Genomic DNA, 21149 nt, shown 5'->3' on the forward strand with positions numbered 1-21149 from the left:
CTGTCTGTGATGATGATGGCCTCAGCTGAGCGCACGCGGGCGAGATGCCCGCCCATGCGCTGACTGGACAGTAGTGGCTGCTCTGGACACCCAAAGCAGCCACTACTGTCCACTCACGGATTAGATCCCCTTGCCGGGGTTCAGGATGCCCAGCGGGTCAAAGACGGCCTTGATCTTCTTCTGCAATTCGAGCGAGAGGCTGCCGACTTCCTCTTCGAGCCAGTCCCGCTTCAGCAGCCCGATGCCGTGTTCCCCGGTCAACGTGCCGCCGAGCCGCTGGGCCAGGTGGAACATCTCGCCCAGGGCAACCTTGGCCGGCCCCTCGGTGATGGATTCGTTGTGGCCCACCACCACCATCGGGTGAAGGTTGCCGTCCGCGGCGTGCGCGATCACGAAGATCTTCACCCCGGTCCGCGCCGTGATCTCGGCCAGCCCCTGGACCGCGTCGGCCAGGCGTTTGCGGGGGACCCCGATGTCCCCGATGGAAACCCGGCCCAGCAGCTGCAGGGCAGGGATGGCGTTGCGCCGCGCGGCGACCAGTTCGGCTGCCCGTCCGTCGTCGTCCGTCTGTTCAATGGACAAGGCGAAAGGGGTGATTGCCTCGATCAGCACCTGCTGTTCCAACAGGGCACCGTAGCCGTCGGTCTGGGCGAGCAGAAAGGCGTTGCCCCGGCTGCTGTGGTCGGTGCCCATCATCGCATCCACGGCGGCAAGGGTCCCCCCGTCGATGAATTCCAGGATGGCGGGCTGAATCCGGGCCGCGATGATGGCCGAGGCGGCTTGGGCAGCCGCTGCCGGATTCGCGAAATAGGCAGCCACCGTGGCGGTGTGCAACGGTTTGGGGCGCAGGCGCAGCGTGGCCTCGACCACCACGCCCAGGGTGCCCTCGGAGCCAATGATCAGCGCGTTCAGGTCGTAGCCGCTGACCCCCTTGATGGTGTTCCGGCCGGTTTTCAGGATTTGCCCGTCCGCCAGCACCACCTGCAGGGAGAGCACTGACTCGCGGGTCACCCCGTACTTGGCGCACCACATCCCGCCGGCATTGGTGGCCACATTGCCGCCGATCGAGCAGATCGCCGTGCTGGCGGGGTCCGGGGCGTAGAACAGGCCGTATTCGGCCGTGGCGGCATTGACTTCCGCGTTGAGCACACCCGGCTGGACCACGGCCTGCTGCTCCACCGGGTCAATCGAAATGATCCTGTTCAGCCGGCTGACATCCAGCACCACGTTCCCTGCCGTGGCCGCGGACCCGCCGGCCAGGCCCGTGCCGGCCCCGCGCGGCACGATGGGCACCCGGTAGAGGCTGGCCAGCCGCAGTGTCTCGACGACGTCGTCCACCGATTCCGCGTAGACGATGCCGTCCGGAATGCCGCCCGGCACATAGCCGGACCGGTCAATGCTGGCACGGGCCCGCTCATCCGGGTCCGTCGAGACGTTCCGGCACGCGGTCAGCAGGGCGTTGACGCCGCTGTCAGTTGGGAGCTCAGTCATGGCTCCACCCTCGTCCATGCGGGCGGCGGCCGCAAGGCTTCTTACATCACCCCGCGGGTGAGGAACGTTCCTCCGCGTACCTTGGCGCCATGGACTCCATCTGCTCCATGACCAGCTTGATGGCGGCCGGCTGCTTGTCCGGCGGGTACCCGTTGATGACCAGCAGCCGTTTGATGGAGGAGCGCAGCTTCGCTTTGACGTCTTCGCGCACGGTCCAATCCGTGCGCACGTCCCTGCGCATCACCTGGACCAACTGGCGGGCAATCTCGGCCAGTACGCCCTCGCCTTGCAGGTCCACGGCCGATTGGTTCTCCGAGACGGCATCGTAAAACGCCAGCTCGTCCGGGCTGAGCGGCGGCTCAAAGGTTTGGCCGCGCTGCCCTTCGACGGCCACCTCCTCCACCACCTCGAAGAGCGCCGCCATCACTTCGGCGCCGGTGAGCTGCTGGTTGGTGTACTTGTACATCAGTTCCGCGATGCGTTCGGAAAACGCCCGCTGCCGGATGGCGTTGTTGCGGGTGGTCCGCGAAACCTCGTCGGTGATCAGCTTCCGGAGCGCCTCGATGGCCAGCTGCGGGTGCTTGGCCTGCTGGATCTTGGCGAGCATTTCCGGGCGCACGTCGTTCAGGTTCGGTTTGGGCATCCCGGCGGCGTCGTAAATGTCCAGGATCTCCCCGGTGGCGGTCGCCTGGGCGATGAGCTGCCCCAGCATGCGCTGGATTTCCTCGGGAATCGGCTCCCCGCGCGACTGCCGCTCGTCGGCGTCGAACTTGGCCATGTATACGCGGATCTCCTCGTACACCGCGATCTCATGCCGCAAAGCCGCCAGCGCGTCGGTGCCCGAGCACAGCGCCCACGCGCGCGCCAGCCGGGAGGAATCCCGGCGGTACCGGGCCGCCAAAGTCTCCGCTCCGGCGTCGTCCCCAGAATCCCCCTGGGAGCCAGGTACGACGGCGTTTCCCGGCGTGAGGGGGTCCCTCAGGTAGTTCACGGCGCCCCAGGTGGCGTTCAGGAACGCCTTGGGCCCGCCTTTCATGAGTACGGCGTGCCAGTCGTAGCCGGCCAGGATGTCCCGCAGCTTCGCCACCAGTTCGTGGACCAGCGCCACGGCCTCGTCAATGTTCTTGCCGGCCGGCTTCTTGGCCTGGTCCGAGTCCGAATACTCGGCCAGTGCGTTGGCCAGATTTTCGGCCAGCGGCGCGTACGCCACCAGCAGGCCGTCCTCCTTGCCGCGGAAGGTGCGGTTCACGCGGGCCAGCGTCTGCATGAGCAGGGCGCCCTTGAGAGGCCGGTCCAGATACAGGGTGTGCAGCGGCGGAGAGTCGTAGCCGGTGAGCATCATGTCCTTGACGATCACCAGCTCCAGCTCGTCGTCCACGTCCTTGAGCCGCTCCTTGATGACGGCATTTTCCGAGTCTCGGCGCACGTGATCGGAGACGGGCGGGGTGTCCGAGGCCGTGCCGGAGTAGACCACCTTGATCTTGCCGCGGTTCAGCTCGTCCGCATGCCACACCGGGCGCAGCGCCACAATGGCGGCGTAGATCTTGGCGCAAATCTCCCGTGTGCCGCCAACAATCATGGCCTTGCCCGGCGCCTCGATGAACTTGGCCATCTGCTTGCTGCGGTTTTCCCAGTGCGCCACCAGGTCTTCCGCGAGGGCGGCAATGCGCTCCGGCGCGCCGTAGACGGCGTTGACGACAGCGACACCCGCCTCGACGCGGGCCCGTTCCGTCTCGTCCAGGCCGAGAGTGGCCTCGTCGGCGGACTCGTCCAGTTCCTCCTCGGTGACGCCGTCGGCCAGGGCCACCTTGATCAGGCGCGGCTCAAAGTAGACGGGGACCGTGGCGCCGTCCTCCACGGCGCGGGAGAGGTCGTAGATGTCGATGTACCCGCCAAACACCTCTCGGGTGTCCCGGTCTGCGAAGGAAATGGGCGTGCCCGTGAACGCGATCAGCGTGGCGTGCGGCAGGGCGTCGCGCAGGTGGCGGGCGTAGCCGTCCAGGTTGTCGTAGTGGCTGCGGTGGGCCTCGTCCACCACCACAATGATGTTGCGGCGGTCGGAGAGCAGCGGGTGGTCAAAGCCGGCGTCCTTCTCGCTCTGGCTGCGGCCGAACTTTTGCAGCGTGGTGAAGTAGATGCCGCCGGTGACCCGGTTGCTCAGTTCCTCGCGCAGTTCCGAGCGGCGGCGGACCTGACGGGGTGCCTCGGGCAGCAGCTGGCTCCTGTTGAACGCCTCGAACAGCTGCCCGTCCAGCTCGTTGCGGTCGGTGATGACCACCACGGTGGGGTTACGCAGCTCGGGCCGGCGCATCACTTGGTTGGTGTACAGCTCCATTTCCATGGACTTGCCGGAGCCTTGCGTGTGCCAGACAACTCCGGCCTTGCCGTTGAACCGCACGGCCTCGATGGTGTTGCCCACGGCCTTGGTCACGGCAAAGTACTGGTGCGGTTTGGCGATCCTCTTGCTCAGGCCCTCGGCGCCGGAATCGAAGGCGGTGAAGGATTCGAGCAGCTGCAGGAAGCGCACCTGGTTGTACAGCCCGTCAAGTGCAACGTCCAGGGCGGTGAGGGCTTCCCCGTCCACCATGGCGTCGGCTGGGACAGGCAGGCCGTCGTCGTCCACGTTCCACGGGCTGAAGTGGTTCAGCGGGGTGAAGGCGGTGCCGTACTTGGCGATGACGCCGTCGGAGACCAGGTTCAGGACGTTGAAGCGGAAGGCCATGGGGAACTCGCGCAGGTACGTTTGCAGCTGGGCGTGCGCGGCGGCGACGTCGGCGGATTCGCTTCCGGCGCGCTTGAGCTCCATTGCGCTGACCGGCATGCCGTTGAGATAGAGGACCACGTCAAAGCGCCGCGTGTGTTCCCGGCTCATGAGCGTCACCTGGTTGACGGCCAGCCAGTCGTTGTCGTCGGCGGCGGTGCTGACGAGCCGGATGGTGGGGTTCTTTTCGGTGCCGTCCGTGTCGATGTAGCTGAGCCGGTAGCCGTCCACCAGGTACTTGTGGATGCGGTAATTTTCACTCAGCGCATCGTTGGAGGTGGGGGAGGCGATCTCCGCGACGGCCTGGCGCAGGTACTGCTCCGGGACCGCCGGGTTGAACTTGCGCAGGGCAATGAGCAGCCGACGCCGGATCAACAGTTCGGACCACGACTCTCGTTCGTCGGTGCCCGGGGCAATGTCCTCACCACGGGTTGGCTTCCAGCCCAGCTCACCGAGCTGCTCTAGGGCCAGGCCCTCCCAGTCGGCTTCCGAAAAACCGGTGGCGGCCAGTGTCATGATGATCTCCCCTGCGAATGGTCCGTGATTGATCATGACGCTATCAGCAGCGGATTCCCTCGACGGATCTGCAGGCCGTTATGAGGGGTTATCAGCGGTGGCCCGTCGCCGGTTCATGATGAAGGCCACCACCAGCCCCAGCACAAACCAGGCCAGCCCCACTCCCAGGGCAAGGGGTGTGGCGGAGGCCAGCACCACCACCAGCAGGACCGCCCCGACCGCCGGGACGGCGTCATGGAGGAACCAGTTTCCCGGGGCAAGCTTCTTGACCAGGAAATAGCCGATCACCGACACGTGGAGCAGGATGAAGGCGGTCAGTGCCCCGACGTTGACCGCCGAGCTGAGAACGTCAAGGCCGTCGCCGCGGGTGGCCGCCCACAGGGCCACCACGATGTTCTCGGCAGCGGTGACCAGGATGCTGCGAACGGGCACCCCGGTGCGCACGGAAACCCGGGCCAGCGCTCGGGGCAGCCGCCGTTCACGGGCCATGTCCATGATGATCCGGCTGCCGGCCCTCTGGCCGACCATGGCGGCAAAGGCGGCGCCGGCGGCCTTGGACAGGGCGAGCAGCCAATGCAGCCAGGGGCTGATGCTGTCACCGACGGCGGTGTAGTAGGCGGCGCCTTCCAGCCCGGGGTTGGCGGCAAGCTCTGCGGGCGTGGTCGGGGAGAGCAGGGCCCCGACGTAGCTTTGTGCCACGAAGAGGACGCCGGCCATGATCAGGCACAGGATGGTCGCCCTGCCGATCAGCCGGACACTGCCCTTCGCCTCTTCCGCGAAGGTGGCCAGGGCGTCGAAGCCAAGGAAGGAGAGCACGGCCACAGAGACCGCAGCCAACACTGCCCCAAACGAGAAGCCGCCGACGCCGGTGAAGGGGCTCAACCAAGACCTGGTAGGCCCGTGCGCCGCCAGGACATAAAGGCCTAGCCGGTTGTCAATGGCTGGCCGGGCCTTGCTCAGTGCCTTAGGAGTAAAACTCCCAATTCGAGCCTGTATACGGCTGAATGCCGGACCGCGAATAACCCTCGAGACGAACAAGCAGCCGGAAGTGAAATCCGACTTCAGGCCCATTGGCCTGCTCTACAGTGAGTTTGTATCCACGTGTATCTGCCAGGACTTCTTGGACAAAAGCTGCGTGGGGGTCTGGCACGAAACCTAGGGTTAGTTCCTCTAAATCTTCAACCTCAACAGCTAAAGGGTTGACGGTGTTTTCAGGATCAGCGGCGAGCCGAAGTTTATCGCCCTTCTTCAAGCTACTGATCCTGGATTGAGCCTCTTCTGGACGGTAGCGAACGCCGTGGACGAGGAATAGATGCGTAAACGCATTATCTTCGGCAATAACCGGCATTGGCACGAGTTGGATGGTATCTCCGACTCGGCGACCTCCAGTGCGGGTAAGCACTTCAAAAGGTGCCGCTTCAGTGGGCAAGCCTAGAGCTTTCAGTGATTCCGTCCGGTCTGGACGCCGCGCGGAAATTACTCGTTCGGCAAAGAGCGGAAAGAGCTGGCTGGATGAATAGCGTTTGCGGACGTCGGTCATGCCCGGCAGCGGCGAGAACCATTCAGACTCAACGAAGTCCTTAAGATACTGGAAAGTGTATTCGCCGTCCTCGAAGCCTAGAAAGCCGATTGACCGATACAACCGGGTGTCGTCTTGGCGTGTAACGAGCAACCGACTAGCCGCGACGACGGGTGATTGTTGTGCTGGTTTGTTCAGGATACTAGTGACCATCACACAACCTCTTTCTATTCTCGGCGAGTAGCTCATCTACGAAGCTACGGGCACCCTCTGACATTGACGGCATCGACGCAAGGACGTCAGCCCAAGATCCTTGCTTTAAGCTTGCAAGTCGATCCAAGAACTCTCGCGCAGGACCCGAAGACATCTGTAGTCCCTCTAAGGCTACTTCCACAAGGGTCCTCTTGCTACCATTTTCGAAACGACCCGCGTATGCCTTCTGACACCACGGCCCAAGTCCACCGGCCAGAATGATAGGCAAATCAGCCTCATTGAGGCCGGATGCCAAAGCGCTTCCGTGGTCGTATGACTTGGCCAGACGGTGCTCTCCGCTCATATCCAGTAGCCCCCAATTGAGAGCATGGCGGTCTGTATTGGCGATCCAGGCATCGAATATGAGATAGCAGATGAACACCTCTAGGGCCGGCCAGTCCTCCATCGGTGATCCTGGCGGCCCTAGTTTTCCATTCAGCAAGGAGGATATGTTCTCGAGGTTATGACCGGCGCGCGCGCGGGGGCGAGGGTCTACATCGCAGTTCACATAGCCCGGGAACTCGAAGAGGTGGGTGTTTCCTGGTTGCAGGTTCCACCCCGCGGGTGCCACATTGCCGGAAATGATGCCTTCCTCGCCGTGCCTGATGGCGATCCGAACGTCTGCCGCCGGGAGACCAATTAGCTTTGCGAGTTCGGAACAGATTTTCTCGGCCAGGTCGTCTCTACGCCTGTACTGCCCACCATCCACTCCGCCCTTAAGTAGTACTTGACCATACTTAGCGGGTTTAAAGAGCCACCAGTCTGATCGCTTTGTCTCCTCTGCCGTATTCGGTGCCATCCAGTCTTTGTCGTCGTCGCCCCCGGGTTCGGGGGCCATGATGAGCCAAGTAGAGATGTCGCAGACTTCGTAAGGGGCCATATCAGGCAGTTACCCTTGTTTGTTGCGGCTCACGGCAAGCGTGGTCTATTTGCGGCATTCTCAAAGTTTACCGTGGGGTAGGAAGCCTCCGAAGCGGTCCGGATCGACGCGTCACTCAAATAGCCTGACATTCGTCTAGACGGTGGCCACCGCGCCGGAGGACTTCGCATCCAACGTCCCGAAGATCGCCACCGCCGCGGCGGGCCCGATAAAGACGAGACCGAAGAAGATGAGCTGGCCCAACGAGATGCTGCGCCGCAGCGATCCGGCCACCGGGGCAGAAGCCTGTGCATCCATGGGCCCATCATGCCACTTCACGCCACTGACGGACGGCTGCACATGGAAGCCTCCGGCTGGTGGAATGACCTGTTGGTGGGATGATGGGCCCATGACTGAAAACGAAGACTCCACCTTGCGTTCCGTCGAGCTGAACCGCACTGCCACCGCCCGCTACACCGCACGCAACGCCGCGGGCGCAGAAATCGAGTTCGGGCACGGCGAAGGGCTGTTGAGCCCCGTCGAGCTGCTGCTGGCAGCCATTGCAGGCTGCTCGTCGATCGACGTCGACACGGTGACGGCACGCAGCTGCGAGCCCACCGAATTCCGAGTTGTGGCCAGCGGCAATAAGGTGGTCGAGGACGGCGCCAACAGGGTGGACGGACTGCACCTGAACTTCAACGTGGCCTTCCCCGACACCGCGGACGGGCGGAAGGCGGCCGGCATGGTGGAGCGTCTCGTGACCCTGTCGCATGACAAGTACTGCACGGTGTCGCGGACCGTGGAGCGCGGCACGGCCGTCTCGCACGAGGTCAACGTCGCCGTCGAATAAGCCGCGGGCTGACCGCTACCACTCCGCAATTGTGCAAGTGGTCCTTGCACAATTGCGTTGAAATCAGTGCTCGCCAAGTTCCGCCTCCAGCAGTTCGATGCTCGGCAGGCTGGAGGCGAACTCTTCCGGCAACGAGTCCACGATTTGCGTTTTCCACTCCGCCACCCCAATGGGTGCGCTGTAGCCCCGTAACGCGTATTCGGCCACGACATTATTTTTGGTCTTGCACAGCAACAGGCCTATGGTCGGTTTGTCATCGGGGTGCGCCATCAGCTCGTCCACGGCAGCCATGTACATGCCCAGCTGGCCCAGATAACCGGGGTCGAACTTGCCAGCCTTGAGCTCGACCACCACAAAGCTGCGCAGCCGGAAGTTGTAGAAGAGCAGGTCCGCGAAGAACTCGTCGCCGCCCACCACAAGCCGGACTTGTTGGCCCACGAACGCGAAGCCCTGGCCGAGCTCCAGCAGAAACTTCTCCACATGGTCAACCAGTTGGGTTTCAAGCTCGCGTTCGTTGTGCCGGTCCGTCATGGCCACGAAGTCGAAGACGTAGGGGTCCTTCATGGCCTGTTGCAGGAGATCGGAGTCGGCGGCGGGCAGCACGGCCTTGAAATTGCTGATGGTCTGTCCGGAACGCTCATGCAGACGCGTCTCGATTTCGTGGACCAGGACATTGCGCGACCATCCATGTTCGACGGCGGCGGCCGCGTACCAGAGGCGGGTTTCCGGATCGCTGAGCTTCTCGATCAGCGTGACATTGTGGCCCCAGGGCAATTGTGCAAGAGGCTGTTGCACAATTGCCCCACGGGGCCAGGCCTCGGCGAATGAACGCATGTACTTCAGTGTGCGGGGAGATAAACCGCGGGCATCCGGAAACTTGTCTCGGAGGTCAGCCGAGAGCCTGTCGATGACCTTGGCGCCCCAACCCTCCTGGCCTTGCCGACCAAGGATCTCTCTGCCGATGGCCCAATATGTGGCAACAAGTTCCTGGTTGACGGCCGTGACGGCGCGGACCCTGCCAGTGGAAACTTTGTCGGAGACCGACGCCAGCATTTCGGGATACCAGTCCGGCATCCCGCTCCTTGCCGGCGGGGCCGGAAAAGAAGCGTCGTGTTCGTTGGGGCTGTTGAGCGTGGACATGAGCAAACCTCTTTCGAATTTTGCGTTCTTCCTATGCCGTCCAAGTTATCGGGAGACTCTGACATTCCAGTTCCGTGGCCGGCGTCCCGGAAGAATCTGTGGATAAAGACCGAGACCAGGTGTAAAAAGCGGTCAACCGTCGGCGAACAGTTCGGTGCAGCTGCACCGGGGGAAGACATCGCCCTCTCGCCTGAGGGGACTGCGACAGGGAGACATCAAGTGGCTTGACCGGCCCGCGACATGGAAACATGGGGACATGGCAAAGAAAACCAAGCACCGCCCCAAGGCCGCACGCGGCGCCACTTCCGTCAGCGCCTTGCGGGCCGAGCGCGGAGTCGACGCCATTACCCCGGCATTCGTCCGCTGGGTAGCGAGCAACCACGAGCTGCCCGCCGCCAGCGCGATGCTGATCCTGGAACCCGTGAAGGCAGTTGCCGCCGCTTATTTTGAAGCGTCGCCGGCGTCCGATGTCACGAGTTTCGAACCGGTTCCGTTCGGCCTGGCCTTGGCCGATGTCCTGGGCGAGGTGGACAAAGAGAACGAGCAGGTGGCCGCCTACATCTACGAGGCCGTCCACCTGTATCTTGAGTTCCTCAGTGAGGCGGACGCGTGGACCGGCTCCGATGTTGACTTCGAAGCCATTGACGACCTGTTCCACGAAGACGACGACGAAGACGGCATCCCGGACATCGTGGCCCCGGAGTTGACGCAGGAGGAGGAAACGGCGGGACTGGCCGGAACCGAGCTGGCCCGTCGTTTGAACGCCCTCCTGCAGTGGATTGGCAAGGGCAAGGATGTTACGTCGACCGGTTCGCTCCGCCTGAAGGATATTGAAGGTGCGGCCGCGGCAATCGGCGTGGCCGCCATGGGCGCCGTGCAATCGGTCAAGAAGCAACAGGACGTGTTGTCCGGTAACGACGACGGCGGCACCCGGGCGGGCGAGCCGGTGCGCACCGTCAAGGCCATGAAGGACGAGCCGAAGCTGGCCTTGTTCTGGGCGGCGCTGCAGTCAGCGAAGCTCATCGAGGTTGGATCCACCCGGGTCCGGCTGACGGCGCTGGCCGAGAGGTTGCTGGCTGGGGAGGACGGTTTCAGTCTGACGGCGCTGCGAAACTTCACTGCCGATTTCCTTAAATTGTCGATGCGGGATGAAGACGCATGGGATCCGTGGACCCTCCAGGCCTCCATGGCGCAGACAGCGGTCCTGGTGGCCGCCACCACGGACACGCCGCCGGAGCTGGAGCGGATCCGGACCGCGTCCGAAGCCGCAGGGTCATCAGGCGTAGATGGACTGGTGGGCCAGCTGGTGCTCGGCTACCTGGACTACCTGGCGGAGCTTGGACTGCTGACAATCGGCACGCATGTGCAGGTGCCGCCGGCCGTCGTCGGCAGTGTCGCCGCAGCCATGGAGGACATTCTCCGTTTTGGCGACGAACCGGAGTATGAGCTTGAACTGCCCCAGCCCGAGCCAGTCACCGCCATGCGGCCGGCCGCAAAGCGGAAGAACTCCAGGCCACGGGCCAATCCCACGGACCCGATCCTTCAGCTGAAGGTGTCCATCCAGCAGGCTTCACCGCCTATTTGGCGCCGCTTGCTGGTGCGTTCGGACGTGACGCTGGGGGACATGCACAGCATCATTCAGAATTCGTTTGAGTGGGATGATTCCCACCTGCACGGCTTCCAGGTCGGTGGGCGCGGCGGGCTGACTTACGGCCCGCCGGACGTGGAATCCTACGGTCCCCAGGAGCGGGACGAGAACGCCTACACGCTGGGCGAGATCCTGCCGGCGGAGGGTGATTCCATGGTCTACACCTACGACTTTGGCGACGACTGGGAACACCTCATCAAGGTCGAAAAAGTCCTGCCCGCCGACCCTAACGCTACAGTCGTGCGCTGCACGGGCGGGCGCGGCCGGGGGCCGGCCGAGGATAGTGGCGGCGCGTGGGGCTGGGCCAATGTCGTGGAGGCGGTCAGCAACCCCAGTCACCCGGAGCACCTGGACTACCGCGACTGGCTGGGCTTGTCGCGCGGCGAGACGTTCGACCCCAAGGCCTTCGACAGGGCCGAACTCAACGAGCACCTCTCCCACCTGTTCTAACGACGGATCGCGGCGCCGCCCACCTCAAAAGTACGACGCCGGGCACCTGTGTCCCAGCGTCCTGTCGCCTCCCGCGGCTCCAGGGTTGGGCGGCGCTCCGTTAGGGGAGCAGGGTGGCGGAGAGTGTCGTGGCGATGAATGCCCCAAATTCCTCGGACGGCCATCCGCACTTGATCACGAGGCTCTCGTACAGCTCAGGTGCAGTGCAGGAAAACATGATGTCCGCGGCGTGCCTGACGCCCACTCCGGGTGCAAGGAATCCGCGGGCGGCAAGTTGCCGCGCATTGTGCAGCATCCGGTCATGGCGGGCGGCATCAACCTCTTGCAGTAGTGCCGCCATGTCGGCATCGCCCCCGGCCGCGGCATCGCGAATCAGCAGGAGGATGGGCGCGGCAAGCGGCGCGATTTCCGCCGTAAACCGCCCAAGCTGCTGCATGAGCCCAGAGCCGGTGGCCGCCGTCGACTGGGCAAGGTCCGAACGCTCCTCGGCCGGGGTGCCGCCGGAACCCAAGAGGCTGGCCTGCTGGATCGCGCGGACCAGTCCCGGCTTGCCGCCAAAGTTCTTGTAGACGAATTCCGGGGAAACCCCGGCACCACGGGCTATGTCCGTGATGGTGCTGGCGCCGAATCCACGCTCCAGGAACAGGGCGCGGGCGTGCCCGAGCACCGCGGTCCGGGACAACTCCGCCCGTTCCCTCCGGTGGCTGGAATTGTAGGGCCGCGGACCATTGACCGCCTCAGTCATTAGATCTAAACTCCAATCAATACAGTTAACTGTATTTAAATTGATGCTATCAGGTTCCGCCGCCCCGGCGGGAGCCAAGGAGCGCGACATGAAGACCTCGGAATCCCTCAGTATCCTGCCGGACGGCCCGGTCCGCCGGATGTTCGAGGCCACCAACCGGCACGACATCGAGGCACTGGTGGCGTGTTTTGCGGAAGACTACGTCAATGAGACGCCCAACCATCCGGACCGCGGCTTTACCGGCCGCGGGCAGGTGCAAAAGAACTGGTCGGCCCTCTTTGCCGGTGTTCCCGACCTGCACGCCCACGTGGTTGGTGCAGCCACCGGACCGGACGGGCGGATCTGGGTTGAATGGGGCACCGGGGGCACCAGGCCCGACGGCGGCACGGTCTCCATGGCGGGGATGGTCATCTTCACCGTCACGACCGTCCAAATCACTGCCGCCCGGTTCTACCTCGAGCCCGTGGAACACGGATCGGGCGACGTTGACGCCGCAGTAAGCTCCGTCGCCACGGGCATCCGCGGCGGCACGCAGCCTGGGGGACTGTCATGATCCTCGTGGCCGGGGGAACCGGGAGGCTGGGGTCACAGGTGGTCCGCCGGCTCGCCGACGGCGGCAGCCCGGTCCGTCTCATGGCCCGTGGTACGTCGGTGCCGTTTGCTACCGACGTGGCCGACGGCGTCGAACGCGTCCGCGGCGACCTCGCCTCCCCCCTGGACTGTGCCACAGCCGTAAAAGGCTGCCGCAGCGTCGTCTTCGCTGCCTCCGGATTTGGGCTGCGCCGAACCGGGGACCCCCGCACTGTTGACCGGGACGGCGCGGCGCGGCTCATCGAGGCGGCAGGACGTGCCGGCGTCGAGCATGTTGTCATGATGTCGATGCACGGGGCAGCCGCGGACGCACCGTTGGAGTTCCTGCGCATGAAGCACGCGGCGGAGGAGGCGCTCAGCTCCTCGGGAATGGAAGGGACGGCGATCCGGATCGGGCCCATCCTCGAACAATTTCTCGAGGTGGTGGGGGCGCCCCTCGCGGCCAAGGGGAACGCCCTGGTGTTCGGTTCGGGCCGGGTGCCCATCACTTTCACGGCCGCCGCCGATGCCGCCGCGCTGGTGCTGCTGGCGCTCGCGGAACCGGCGCTCCGCGGCCGTACGGTCGAGTGGGGCTCGGAAACAATGACGCTCGACGCCCTGGCGCAGGCACTGATCGGGCGGGCCGGCGGCGGCTCGGTGCAGCACGTCCCAGCCGCCGGGCTCCGCATGATGTCCGTCGCGGCCCGGCCGTTCTCGCCGTTCATGGCGCGCATGGCCCGGGCAAGCCTGTGGATGGAAAGCGGCGCGGCTGAGTTTGACTACGCCCGGGCCAGGGCCGAATTTCCGGGCATACCCATGAGGGGCCTGGCGGAGGTGCTGGCGCCGGGCTGAGGCGCGAGCGGCGACGCCCCTGCCTGGGACCGCCTTCGTGTCCACAACCTCACGCTGCTCTGGACACGTCCCCCGGGCACGGAATAGCGTTGCGATTGCGGGCCCGTTCCGCTGCAGTGAACTCGCATGTGCTGAGGTGAACGTCCAAAATGCCGCAGCTGAACCGCCACGGGGGGCCGGTTCGGCCAAGTAGATGAGGTAGGCCCATGCCAGACGCCACAACGGTTCTCGCCACGCTGGACAAGGAGCTTGACTGGCAGCGCGAACTCTACAAGGACTTCCACCGCCATCCCGAGCTGAGCCTGCAGGAGTTCGCCACAGCAAAGACCATCGAGGACAAGCTCACCGGCTGGGGCTACGCCGTCCAGCGCATCGGTGGCACCGGCGTCGTCGGTGTCCTGGAGAACGGCGCCGGCGCGTGCGTGCTGGCCCGGGCGGACATCGACGCGCTCCCCGTCACCGAGGCCACCGGCCTGGACTACGCCTCCACGGCCACGGGCACTGACACCGACGGCTCGACGGTGGGCGTCATGCATGCCTGCGGGCACGACATGCACATCACCGCCCTCCTCGGCACCGCCAAGTTCATGGCTGACCAGCGCGGCACCTGGTCCGGGACGTACATCGCCCTGTTTCAGCCAGCCGAGGAGACCGCCGCCGGTGCCCGCGCCATGCTCGACGACGGACTCCTCGCCAAGGTGCCCCGGCCCGACGTCGCGCTGGCCCAGCACGTCATGGCAACAGACGCCGGCACCATCGGCACCACCGCCGGGCCCGTTCTCTCCGCCGGAGACTCGGTCAAGATCACCGTCCACGGCCGCGGCGCGCACGGCTCCATGCCCCACAATTCCGTGGACCCCGTGGTGCTGGCCGCCTCGATCGTGCTGCGGCTGCAGACCATCGTCTCGCGGGAGACCATGCCGGGGGCATTCGCCGTCGTGACCGTGGGTGCGTCCAACGCCGGTTCCAAGTCCAACATCATCGCCGACCGCGCCGTGCTCCTGCTGAACGTGCGCACCTACGACACGGAACTGCGCGGACGCGTCATTGCCTCGATCGAGCGGATTGTGCGGGGCGAGTGCGCCGCGTCCGGCTCGCCCAAGGAGCCCGAGTTTGAGTACTACGACCAATACCCGCTGACCACCAACGACGCCGGCGTGAACGCCAGGGTGACCGAGGCATTCACGGCCCACTTTGCGCCCGGGACGGTCTACCACACGGCCCCGGCGACGGCGTCGGAGGACTTCAGCCGGCTGCCGGACGCGTTCGCGGTGCCCTACACGTACTGGACGGTGGGCTCCGTGCCCTCCGACGTCTACCGCAAGGCCGTGGCGAACGGCACCGTGGCGCAGGACATCCCGGCGAACCATTCGCCGTTCTTTGCTCCCGCCATCGACCCCACGCTCGGGGTGGCCACCCGCGCCCAGGCAGTGGCGGCCCTTGCCTACCTTGCCAAGGGGGAATGAGCGCCACGGGCGGCGCCCCGTCGGCAACTGACCCCACGGCCCGGCGTCGTCCTGGCCCCGCGGTCCGCCTACTGGGGTCCCGAGGGAACCGGGAGGCCCAGCAGCGCGTTTTCCACCAGCTCGGAGAGGGCCGGGTGAATCCAGTACTGGTTTTGGGCCACGTCGCGGGCGGCCTGGCCAAAGTGCATGGCCTGGATCAGCGGCTGGATGACCGTGGCCGCCTCCGGGCCGATGACGTGCGCGCCCAGCAGCAGTCCCGTCGCGGGGTCCGCCAGCACCTTCAGGAAGTGGCCGTTGTCCTCGCGGGCCCAGCCGGCGGCGATGTCCGCATACATTTGCGTCTTCACAACATGCGGGATGTTCGCCTTGACCGCGTGGGCTTCAGTCATGCCGACGGACGCGATCTGCGGATCGGAGAACACGGCCGCCGGCACAAAGCGGTGGTCGGAGCTGATGGGCGCGTCCGGGTGGGCCAGGTTGTGCCTGACCACACGGGCCTCATGGTTGGCCACGTGCTTGAGCTGATATTTGGAGGACACGTCGCCCAGCGCGTAGATGCCGTCGACGGCGGTACGCTGGAATTCGTCGACCACCACGCGGCCGTGGCTGTCCAGCCCCACCCCGGTTTTCTCCACGTCCAAACCGGCCCCGTTGGGGCGCCGGCCCGTGGCCACCAGCAGCAGTCCGGCACTGACGGTCCGCGGACCGTCCGGCCCCTCCACCTGAAGTTCGACGCCGTCGCCCGCCTTGGCCACGCCGCCCACCTTGGTGTTGAGCAGGACGGTGTAGCGCGCCGCGGCCTCCCGGGTGAACTGGGCGGAGACGTCGGCGTCCTGGGACTTGAGCAGCCGGGAACCCCGGGCGATCTGTGTGACGTGCACGCCGAATGATGAGAACACGTGCGCGAACTCGGCGGCGATGTAGCCGCCGCCCAAAATGACGATGCTGGCCGGCAGTTCCGCCAGGCGCATGATGGTGTCCGAGGTGTGGAACGGGGCGGTGCCGTCGGCGAGGCCGGGCACGTCGGGGACCACGGCGTGCGAACCCGCAGCAAGGACAAACCTGTCCGCGGTCACCTGGGCGGTGCCGCCGTCGTGCAGGTCCACGTGCAGGGCCTTGGGCCCGGTGAACCGACCGCGACCGGCAAAGACGGTGATGTTGGGGCATTCGGGTCCTTCTCGGTACTCCCGCCCGCCCGCCTCGATGGCGTCGATGCGGCCAAAGATCCGGTCGCGGATGCCCGGCCAGTCCACGGAGTTCAGCTGCGCGTTGATGCCCAGTGTCCTGCCGTGCCGGGCGGCGTCGGCCAGTTCTGCGGGATGGACGAACATCTTGGTTGGGATGCAGCCGACGTTCAGGCAGGTGCCGCCGAACAGGCCGTCCTCGACGATGGCAATGGACCAGTCGTCGAATTCCGGTCCGGGGATGGAGTTGCCGGAGCCTGTGCCGATGATGACCAGGTCGAAGTGGGGCATGGGGCCTGCTTCCGTGCGCTGTCAATGGGGGAGCCGTACTGCCTGTCAGGCTACCGTGCCGGAGTGGAATGGGGAGCGCGATGGCCGAGGGGACACTCTGGAGACATTCGGCCCGCGGGTGCATGATGGAGGTAGGCGGACATCAGGGCGAACCTCCAGTGAACCGTCTGCCTGCCGGATGGGATGCCGGCGTGGACTAAGGAGTTGATGGGCCATGGACATGTTGACGCTTGGCTACATAGGTCTCGGCATGATCGTCGTGACAGTGATCATGAGCATCATTGCCATCTACGGGGGACACAAGACGCACGTTCACTGAACGTGGCGGTCTGCACGTCTGGCTGAGTCGTTTGGCAGGTGTTCTGTGCCTTGATTCTTAATGCACGACGCCGGGCCCGGAGCGCGGACTGGCCCAACTGGCCACCAGACGGGGTGCCGTCGGCATCGCCCTGGAGCCACATGATGGGCTGCGGCAGCGGCCGCGTTGTCTGGAAGCGACCGTGTTGCCTAGAAGCGACCGGGCTGTTTTGCTCACCTGTCTTCGGATGAACCTACCCAAAAATGGCTCATATGAATTATATTTGGTTCATAGGAGGTGTGTCATGGATCTGTCCCATCCGGCCTACGATCTGTTCGGCCGTAATGCAACCCGGATACTTCAGCGGTTGGCGCTCGTGAAGGACGGCCTGACCGGGCGTCGCATCAGTGAACTTTCGGACGTGCCACTTGGCAGCACCCAGCGAGCGTTGGCACACTTGGAGAGAACGGGCCTGGTTGTGGCCCAACCGGCAGGTCGGGCCATCATCTACTCCCTCAGTCGGGGCCACGTCTTGTGGCCGGTGGTTGCCGCTGCACTCAACGCGCCGCTGCAGCTTGAGCGGCTCATCGCCGAAATTGTTCACCGCCATGCCGGCAATTCCGCGACCGTGGCCGTCTACGGTTCATTCGCCAGGGGTGAAGCCGGCCCGGACAGCGACCTGGACGTACTCATCGTGTGGGAGCCGGGCATCTCCACAGACGATCAGGCGGCCCTCCTTGATGAACTGAACGACCAACTTGAAAACGCCACGGGTAACCGCGTTGAGATTGTGGACTTGTCCCTTTCCGACCTACACCGCCTCGTCGCCGCCAACGATCCGCTGATTGAGTCTTGGAAGCGGGAAGCCAAAACGTTGTCGGTCGGACCGGATATCAAGTCGCTTGCAAAGAACGCGGCAGCATGAGCGCCCGATTGGTGAAAATGTCCAGGCTGATGTGGAGATGCGTGCCGAACACGCACGGGCATTTCTGAATGCGGCGGATTTGATTGTTGGGCTCGGTTCGGATGCTGGAATTGAACACACCAGCAACCTGATCGGTTCACTCGCAGTCCTTGCAGGCATTGCGGCTGCCGACGCCATATGCGGCCATGCGCTGGGGGAGCGGGCCGCCGGCGAGAACCATTCGGATGCAGTTGCATTGCTTCGTCGGGGCAGCGCAGTGGGGGACAGATCGGCAGCGCAGCTCAAGCGTTTGTTGGATGTGAAGACAACCACGCAATACAGCCGGATCTTGATCGGCGATGGCAAGGCGGCACAGCTGCTGGAAATAGCGCGCAGCTTGGTCGACGGCATGGAAAATCGGTTGCGGGTCTGACCTGCCGGGCCAATCAGTCAAACCAAATTTAGCGTCATATACGTGTCTTGCAGCCGCGATGATTGCCGGTCATCATGTCCGGCAGCGGTGGCCCGGCATCAGTGCCAGATCACGGGCCACTGGGCAGCGGTGTAGAGGTGTTGCAGGAAATGTCAACGAGGGACCTTGAGGCAGTTATCCGGCAACTCCGGATAACTGCCTCAAGGTCCCTCGTCCGTGATGGTCAGACTGCGGCTGAGACGAGCGATTCGGCGTCCTTGACGCGCAGCTTGCCGGACATCAGCTGGGGGAGCAGCGCGTCGCGCGTTGCGGCCAACATATTGTTTTCAGTTCGAAGTGAACCGAGGAGGCTGAGATTTGTGTCCGCCCACGTGCCGAACTCCTCCAATTCTGAGGCACAGATTGGGTTGAATTCGAACCGTGCAATGTCGGAGGCAGCTACCCGTTGACGACCTGACGTGCCAACCATGTTTTGAATGGCAAAGTCTCTGAACCTGTTGCTCGTGGCCATGAAGTATGACAGTCCCAGAGGAAGCCCTTCTCGGGAGCGGATCACAATGAATTCCGTTGAACCGATGCCTACTTGACCGTCCTCCAAGAAATCGACGAATCCCGTTTTCCTATTTTCCAAGCACGGGGTGATGCGGGCCAAGAGTGTGTCGCCGTTCATGAACCGTGTGCCTCCCTTCTTCGGGCCGGCAGACCAGGTCTCGATCAGGGGCGAAGAAGTTGGCAGCGCCTGCATGTCAATCAACGGCACGGGGTCCGTACCCGGTGTGCGGCGTGGATTTACGTCGAAGAGCGTATCGAGCGTGACCGAATCTATATCGGGTTCAGTGTTAATGCCCAAGGCCTGAAACTTTACGGCGCCGAGGGCTTCAAAAGTTCCAGCGAGTTTGGTGTTGGCGGCGATCTTGTCGTCGAGGGCGCCCAGGACTTCGACCATGCCTAGCTGTTCATCAACGGATGGGACTGAGACACGCAGCGAGTAGAACGCGTCACGAGTCGTCGACGGGATTGCTGAGCCTGAATCCAATCCGTTGATATCGGCCAGTTGAAGGGCGTAGTAGGCCCAGCGATTATCGACAAAGTCTGCTGGCTCGAGGTAATACGCGGTATCGATGACCGAAAACGGGACTGAACTATAGTGAACGCCACGATAGGCGCCCTTGCGACCGATTATTACTCCGGCTCGTGGAACCTGGGCGGTCTGCGTAAATCCAACAGGCCCATTTGTCCCAAAGACGGGCACGCTCGCAGCGGGATCGTCTCGGTAGCCGCCCAATGCCTTCCCGTATTTGAGTGTCGCAACCTCACCCCAGTGCGTCTCCTTAAACATTGACCCTCCCTAGTTGTTCGCGGACCACGGCAGCGAGGCGGTCGGACTCGTCGAACTGGGCAAACAATTCAGCGGAGAGCCGGGCGATCTTGTCCTCGATCGGCTCGCCGTCGTCCTCAACCTCGGCGGCGCCAACGTAGCGACCAGGGGTCAACGCGTAGTCGGCGGCCTTGATCTCCGCCAAGGTGACGGACTTGCAGAAGCCGGGCTCGTCGTCGTACGTCAGACCGGCAGAAACAGCGGAAGCAGAGCCACGCCAGGCGTGGAACGTCCCTGAAATGCGAGCGATGTCCTCATCGCTCAGAGCCCGCTCGGCGCGGTCCACCATGTGGCCCAGGTTCCGGGCGTCGATGAACAGCACCTGCCCGGTCCTGTCAACGGAACCATGAGCGCCCGCAGTCTTGTCCTTCGCGAAGAACCAGGTGCACACCGGGATGCCTGTGGAGCGGAACAGCTGCGTTGGCAGCGCGATCATGCAGGAGACGAGGTCGGCCTCCACCAGCTGCGCGCGGATCTCGCCCTCGCCGCCGGAGTTCGAGGACATGGAGCCGTTCGCCATGACCACGCCGGCCGAACCACCGGGGGCCAGCTTGGAAATGATGTGCTGGATCCACGCATAGTTGGCGTTCCCGGCCGGCGGCACGCCATAGCGCCAGCGGGGGTCCGACTCCGAGCGCGCCCAATCCTTGATGTTGAACGGGGGATTCGCCATGATGAAATCGGCCTGCATGTCAGGGTGCTGGTCGCGGGCAAAGGTGTCGCCCCAGCGTGACGCCAGATTGCCGTTCAGCCCGTGGATGGCCAGGTTCATCTTCGCCATCCGCCAGGTGCGCTCGTTCAATTCCTGCCCGTAGACCGAAATCTCCGAACCCTCCTTGTGGTGCGATTCCAGAAACTTCTCGGCCTGGACAAACATGCCGCCGGACCCACAGGCGGGGTCGTACACACGCCCGTGGGTGGGCTCCAAAACTTCAACGAGCACGCGCACCACGCCGGCCGGCGTGTAGAACTCGCCGCCCCGCTTGCCCTCGGCGCGGGCAAACTTCTCCAGAAAGTACTCGTACACCTCGCCGAGCAGGTCGCGCGCCTTCGTGGCGCCCTGCCCGGTGAACTTGGCCGAGTTGAACAGGTCCAGCAGCTCGCCCAGGCGGCGCTGGTCAATGTTGTCGCGGTTGAAGATCATCGGCAGCGTCGCGGCCAGCGACGGGTTGGAGCCCATCACGTACGCCATGGCGTCGTCGATCAGCTCGCCGATGGTCTTCGCGTGCTCATCCAGCGAGGCCTGTGTGCCCTTGGCATGCTGCGCCAAATACGTCCAGCGGGCACGTTCAGGGACCCAGAACACACCGCGGCCGGTGTACTCGTCCACGTCGTCAATGAGCTGGCCGATCTGGTCCTCATTCAGGCCGGCCGCCGCCAGCTCGGTGCGGATCTGGCCGCGGCGCTCGTCAAAGGCATCGGAGACGTACTTCAGGAACACGAGCCCCAAAATCACGTCCTTGTACTGCGACGCGTCCATGGAACCGCGCAGCTTGTCAGCGGCCTTCCACAACGTGTCCTTCAGTTCCTTCATGGTGGACG

General features: G+C 64.3%; 18 protein-coding genes. 7 read left to right on the plus strand and 11 right to left on the minus strand.

The window, feature by feature from the left end; all coding sequences use genetic code 11:
- Positions 1-120: 120 nt before the first annotated feature.
- The 6 genes from CVV68_RS00275 to CVV68_RS00295 all read right to left on the minus strand — a co-directional run bounded on the left by CVV68_RS00275 (position 121) and on the right by CVV68_RS00295 (position 7716).
- Positions 121-1491 (minus strand): FAD-binding oxidoreductase, encoded by a 1371-nt coding sequence (locus CVV68_RS00275; RefSeq protein ID WP_110499011.1) that lies wholly within the window; start codon positions 1489-1491, stop codon positions 121-123.
- A 46-nt stretch (positions 1492-1537) separates the two neighbouring features.
- Positions 1538-4768 (minus strand): type I restriction endonuclease subunit R, encoded by a 3231-nt coding sequence (locus CVV68_RS00280; RefSeq protein ID WP_110499328.1) that lies wholly within the window; start codon positions 4766-4768, stop codon positions 1538-1540.
- Between the two features lie 78 nt (positions 4769-4846).
- On the minus strand, positions 4847-5839 hold the full coding sequence (locus CVV68_RS00285; protein WP_110499012.1) for an APC family permease: 993 nt from the start codon (positions 5837-5839) through the stop codon (positions 4847-4849).
- Positions 5733-6500 carry an HIRAN domain-containing protein gene (locus CVV68_RS23025; protein ID WP_146238776.1) on the minus strand — a complete coding sequence of 256 codons (768 nt, stop codon included), beginning with the start codon at positions 6498-6500 and terminating at the stop codon, positions 5733-5735. The genes CVV68_RS00285 and CVV68_RS23025 overlap by 107 nt, the downstream gene beginning before the upstream one ends.
- Positions 6490-7419: a HipA domain-containing protein gene (locus CVV68_RS00290; RefSeq protein ID WP_110499013.1), complete on the minus strand. Its 930-nt coding sequence runs from the start codon at positions 7417-7419 to the stop codon at positions 6490-6492. The genes CVV68_RS23025 and CVV68_RS00290 overlap by 11 nt, the downstream gene beginning before the upstream one ends.
- A gap of 135 nt (positions 7420-7554) precedes the next feature.
- Complete coding sequence (locus CVV68_RS00295) at positions 7555-7716, minus strand: hypothetical protein (protein WP_211320671.1); 162 nt, start codon at positions 7714-7716, stop codon at positions 7555-7557.
- Positions 7717-7807: 91 nt separating this feature from the next.
- On the opposite strand from CVV68_RS00295, the gene CVV68_RS00300 reads away from it, so the two are divergent.
- Complete coding sequence (locus CVV68_RS00300) at positions 7808-8248, plus strand: OsmC family protein (RefSeq protein WP_110499014.1); 441 nt, start codon at positions 7808-7810, stop codon at positions 8246-8248.
- A 63-nt stretch (positions 8249-8311) separates the two neighbouring features.
- Here the strand turns inward: CVV68_RS00300 and CVV68_RS00305 are convergent, their stop codons facing one another.
- Positions 8312-9388 (minus strand): PDDEXK nuclease domain-containing protein, encoded by a 1077-nt coding sequence (locus tag CVV68_RS00305; protein ID WP_110499015.1) that lies wholly within the window; start codon positions 9386-9388, stop codon positions 8312-8314.
- 256 nt (positions 9389-9644) lie between these two features.
- On the opposite strand from CVV68_RS00305, the gene CVV68_RS00310 reads away from it, so the two are divergent.
- Positions 9645-11486, plus strand: coding sequence for a plasmid pRiA4b ORF-3 family protein (locus CVV68_RS00310; RefSeq protein ID WP_110499016.1), 1842 nt, complete (start codon positions 9645-9647; stop codon positions 11484-11486).
- 100 nt (positions 11487-11586) lie between these two features.
- Here CVV68_RS00310 and CVV68_RS00315 read toward each other — a convergent pair whose 3' ends face one another.
- A complete protein-coding gene (locus CVV68_RS00315) occupies positions 11587-12231 on the minus strand; it encodes a TetR/AcrR family transcriptional regulator (RefSeq protein ID WP_110499017.1) in 645 nt (214 codons plus the stop codon).
- Between the two features lie 88 nt (positions 12232-12319).
- On the opposite strand from CVV68_RS00315, the gene CVV68_RS00320 reads away from it, so the two are divergent.
- From CVV68_RS00320 to CVV68_RS00330, 3 genes are all read left to right on the plus strand, one after another.
- The gene (locus CVV68_RS00320; RefSeq protein WP_110499018.1) at positions 12320-12784 is read left to right on the plus strand and encodes a nuclear transport factor 2 family protein; all 465 of its coding nucleotides are present in this window, start codon (positions 12320-12322) and stop codon (positions 12782-12784) included.
- Positions 12781-13653, plus strand: a complete 873-nt coding sequence (locus tag CVV68_RS00325) for an SDR family oxidoreductase (RefSeq protein ID WP_110499019.1) — start codon at positions 12781-12783, stop codon at positions 13651-13653. Before CVV68_RS00320 ends, CVV68_RS00325 begins: the two co-directional genes overlap by 4 nt.
- Before the next feature lie 206 nt (positions 13654-13859).
- Positions 13860-15119 (plus strand): amidohydrolase, encoded by a 1260-nt coding sequence (locus CVV68_RS00330; RefSeq protein ID WP_110499020.1) that lies wholly within the window; start codon positions 13860-13862, stop codon positions 15117-15119.
- Positions 15120-15187: 68 nt separating this feature from the next.
- Here CVV68_RS00330 and CVV68_RS00335 read toward each other — a convergent pair whose 3' ends face one another.
- Positions 15188-16594 (minus strand): mycothione reductase, encoded by a 1407-nt coding sequence (locus tag CVV68_RS00335; protein WP_110499021.1) that lies wholly within the window; start codon positions 16592-16594, stop codon positions 15188-15190.
- Positions 16595-17196: 602 nt separating this feature from the next.
- On the opposite strand from CVV68_RS00335, the gene CVV68_RS00340 reads away from it, so the two are divergent.
- Positions 17197-17817, plus strand: coding sequence for a nucleotidyltransferase domain-containing protein (locus CVV68_RS00340; protein ID WP_170133037.1), 621 nt, complete (start codon positions 17197-17199; stop codon positions 17815-17817).
- Between the two features lie 31 nt (positions 17818-17848).
- Positions 17849-18229 carry a hypothetical protein gene (locus CVV68_RS00345; protein WP_110499023.1) on the plus strand — a complete coding sequence of 127 codons (381 nt, stop codon included), beginning with the start codon at positions 17849-17851 and terminating at the stop codon, positions 18227-18229.
- A gap of 223 nt (positions 18230-18452) precedes the next feature.
- Here CVV68_RS00345 and CVV68_RS00350 read toward each other — a convergent pair whose 3' ends face one another.
- Together CVV68_RS00350 and CVV68_RS00355 are read right to left on the minus strand one after the other, a co-directional pair.
- On the minus strand, positions 18453-19568 hold the full coding sequence (locus CVV68_RS00350) for a restriction endonuclease subunit S (protein WP_110499024.1): 1116 nt from the start codon (positions 19566-19568) through the stop codon (positions 18453-18455).
- Positions 19561-21141 carry a class I SAM-dependent DNA methyltransferase gene (locus CVV68_RS00355; RefSeq protein ID WP_110499329.1) on the minus strand — a complete coding sequence of 527 codons (1581 nt, stop codon included), beginning with the start codon at positions 21139-21141 and terminating at the stop codon, positions 19561-19563. The genes CVV68_RS00350 and CVV68_RS00355 overlap by 8 nt, the downstream gene beginning before the upstream one ends.
- Positions 21142-21149: the final 8 nt, after the last annotated feature.

It is taken from the genome of Arthrobacter livingstonensis, from assembly GCF_003219815.1.
Lineage (GTDB): Bacteria > Actinomycetota > Actinomycetes > Actinomycetales > Micrococcaceae > Specibacter > Specibacter livingstonensis.

Coding starts and splice junctions, on each gene's coding strand:
- CVV68_RS00300 (WP_110499014.1), top strand. CDS start 7,808: ATGACTGAAAACGAAGACTCCACCTTGCGTTCCGTCGAGCTGAACCGC.
- CVV68_RS00325 (WP_110499019.1), top strand. CDS start 12,781: ATGATCCTCGTGGCCGGGGGAACCGGGAGGCTGGGGTCACAGGTGGTC.
- CVV68_RS00295 (WP_211320671.1), bottom strand. CDS start 7,716: ATGGATGCACAGGCTTCTGCCCCGGTGGCCGGATCGCTGCGGCGCAGC.
- CVV68_RS23025 (WP_146238776.1), bottom strand. CDS start 6,500: ATGGTCACTAGTATCCTGAACAAACCAGCACAACAATCACCCGTCGTC.
- CVV68_RS00350 (WP_110499024.1), bottom strand. CDS start 19,568: ATGTTTAAGGAGACGCACTGGGGTGAGGTTGCGACACTCAAATACGGG.
- CVV68_RS00290 (WP_110499013.1), bottom strand. CDS start 7,419: ATGGCCCCTTACGAAGTCTGCGACATCTCTACTTGGCTCATCATGGCC.
- CVV68_RS00355 (WP_110499329.1), bottom strand. CDS start 21,141: ATGAAGGAACTGAAGGACACGTTGTGGAAGGCCGCTGACAAGCTGCGC.
- CVV68_RS00280 (WP_110499328.1), bottom strand. CDS start 4,768: ATGACACTGGCCGCCACCGGTTTTTCGGAAGCCGACTGGGAGGGCCTG.
- CVV68_RS00335 (WP_110499021.1), bottom strand. CDS start 16,594: ATGCCCCACTTCGACCTGGTCATCATCGGCACAGGCTCCGGCAACTCC.
- CVV68_RS00330 (WP_110499020.1), top strand. CDS start 13,860: ATGCCAGACGCCACAACGGTTCTCGCCACGCTGGACAAGGAGCTTGAC.
- CVV68_RS00310 (WP_110499016.1), top strand. CDS start 9,645: ATGGCAAAGAAAACCAAGCACCGCCCCAAGGCCGCACGCGGCGCCACT.
- CVV68_RS00275 (WP_110499011.1), bottom strand. CDS start 1,491: ATGACTGAGCTCCCAACTGACAGCGGCGTCAACGCCCTGCTGACCGCG.
- CVV68_RS00305 (WP_110499015.1), bottom strand. CDS start 9,388: ATGTCCACGCTCAACAGCCCCAACGAACACGACGCTTCTTTTCCGGCC.
- CVV68_RS00315 (WP_110499017.1), bottom strand. CDS start 12,231: ATGACTGAGGCGGTCAATGGTCCGCGGCCCTACAATTCCAGCCACCGG.
- CVV68_RS00285 (WP_110499012.1), bottom strand. CDS start 5,839: ATGGGCCTGAAGTCGGATTTCACTTCCGGCTGCTTGTTCGTCTCGAGG.
- CVV68_RS00340 (WP_170133037.1), top strand. CDS start 17,197: ATGGATCTGTCCCATCCGGCCTACGATCTGTTCGGCCGTAATGCAACC.
- CVV68_RS00320 (WP_110499018.1), top strand. CDS start 12,320: ATGAAGACCTCGGAATCCCTCAGTATCCTGCCGGACGGCCCGGTCCGC.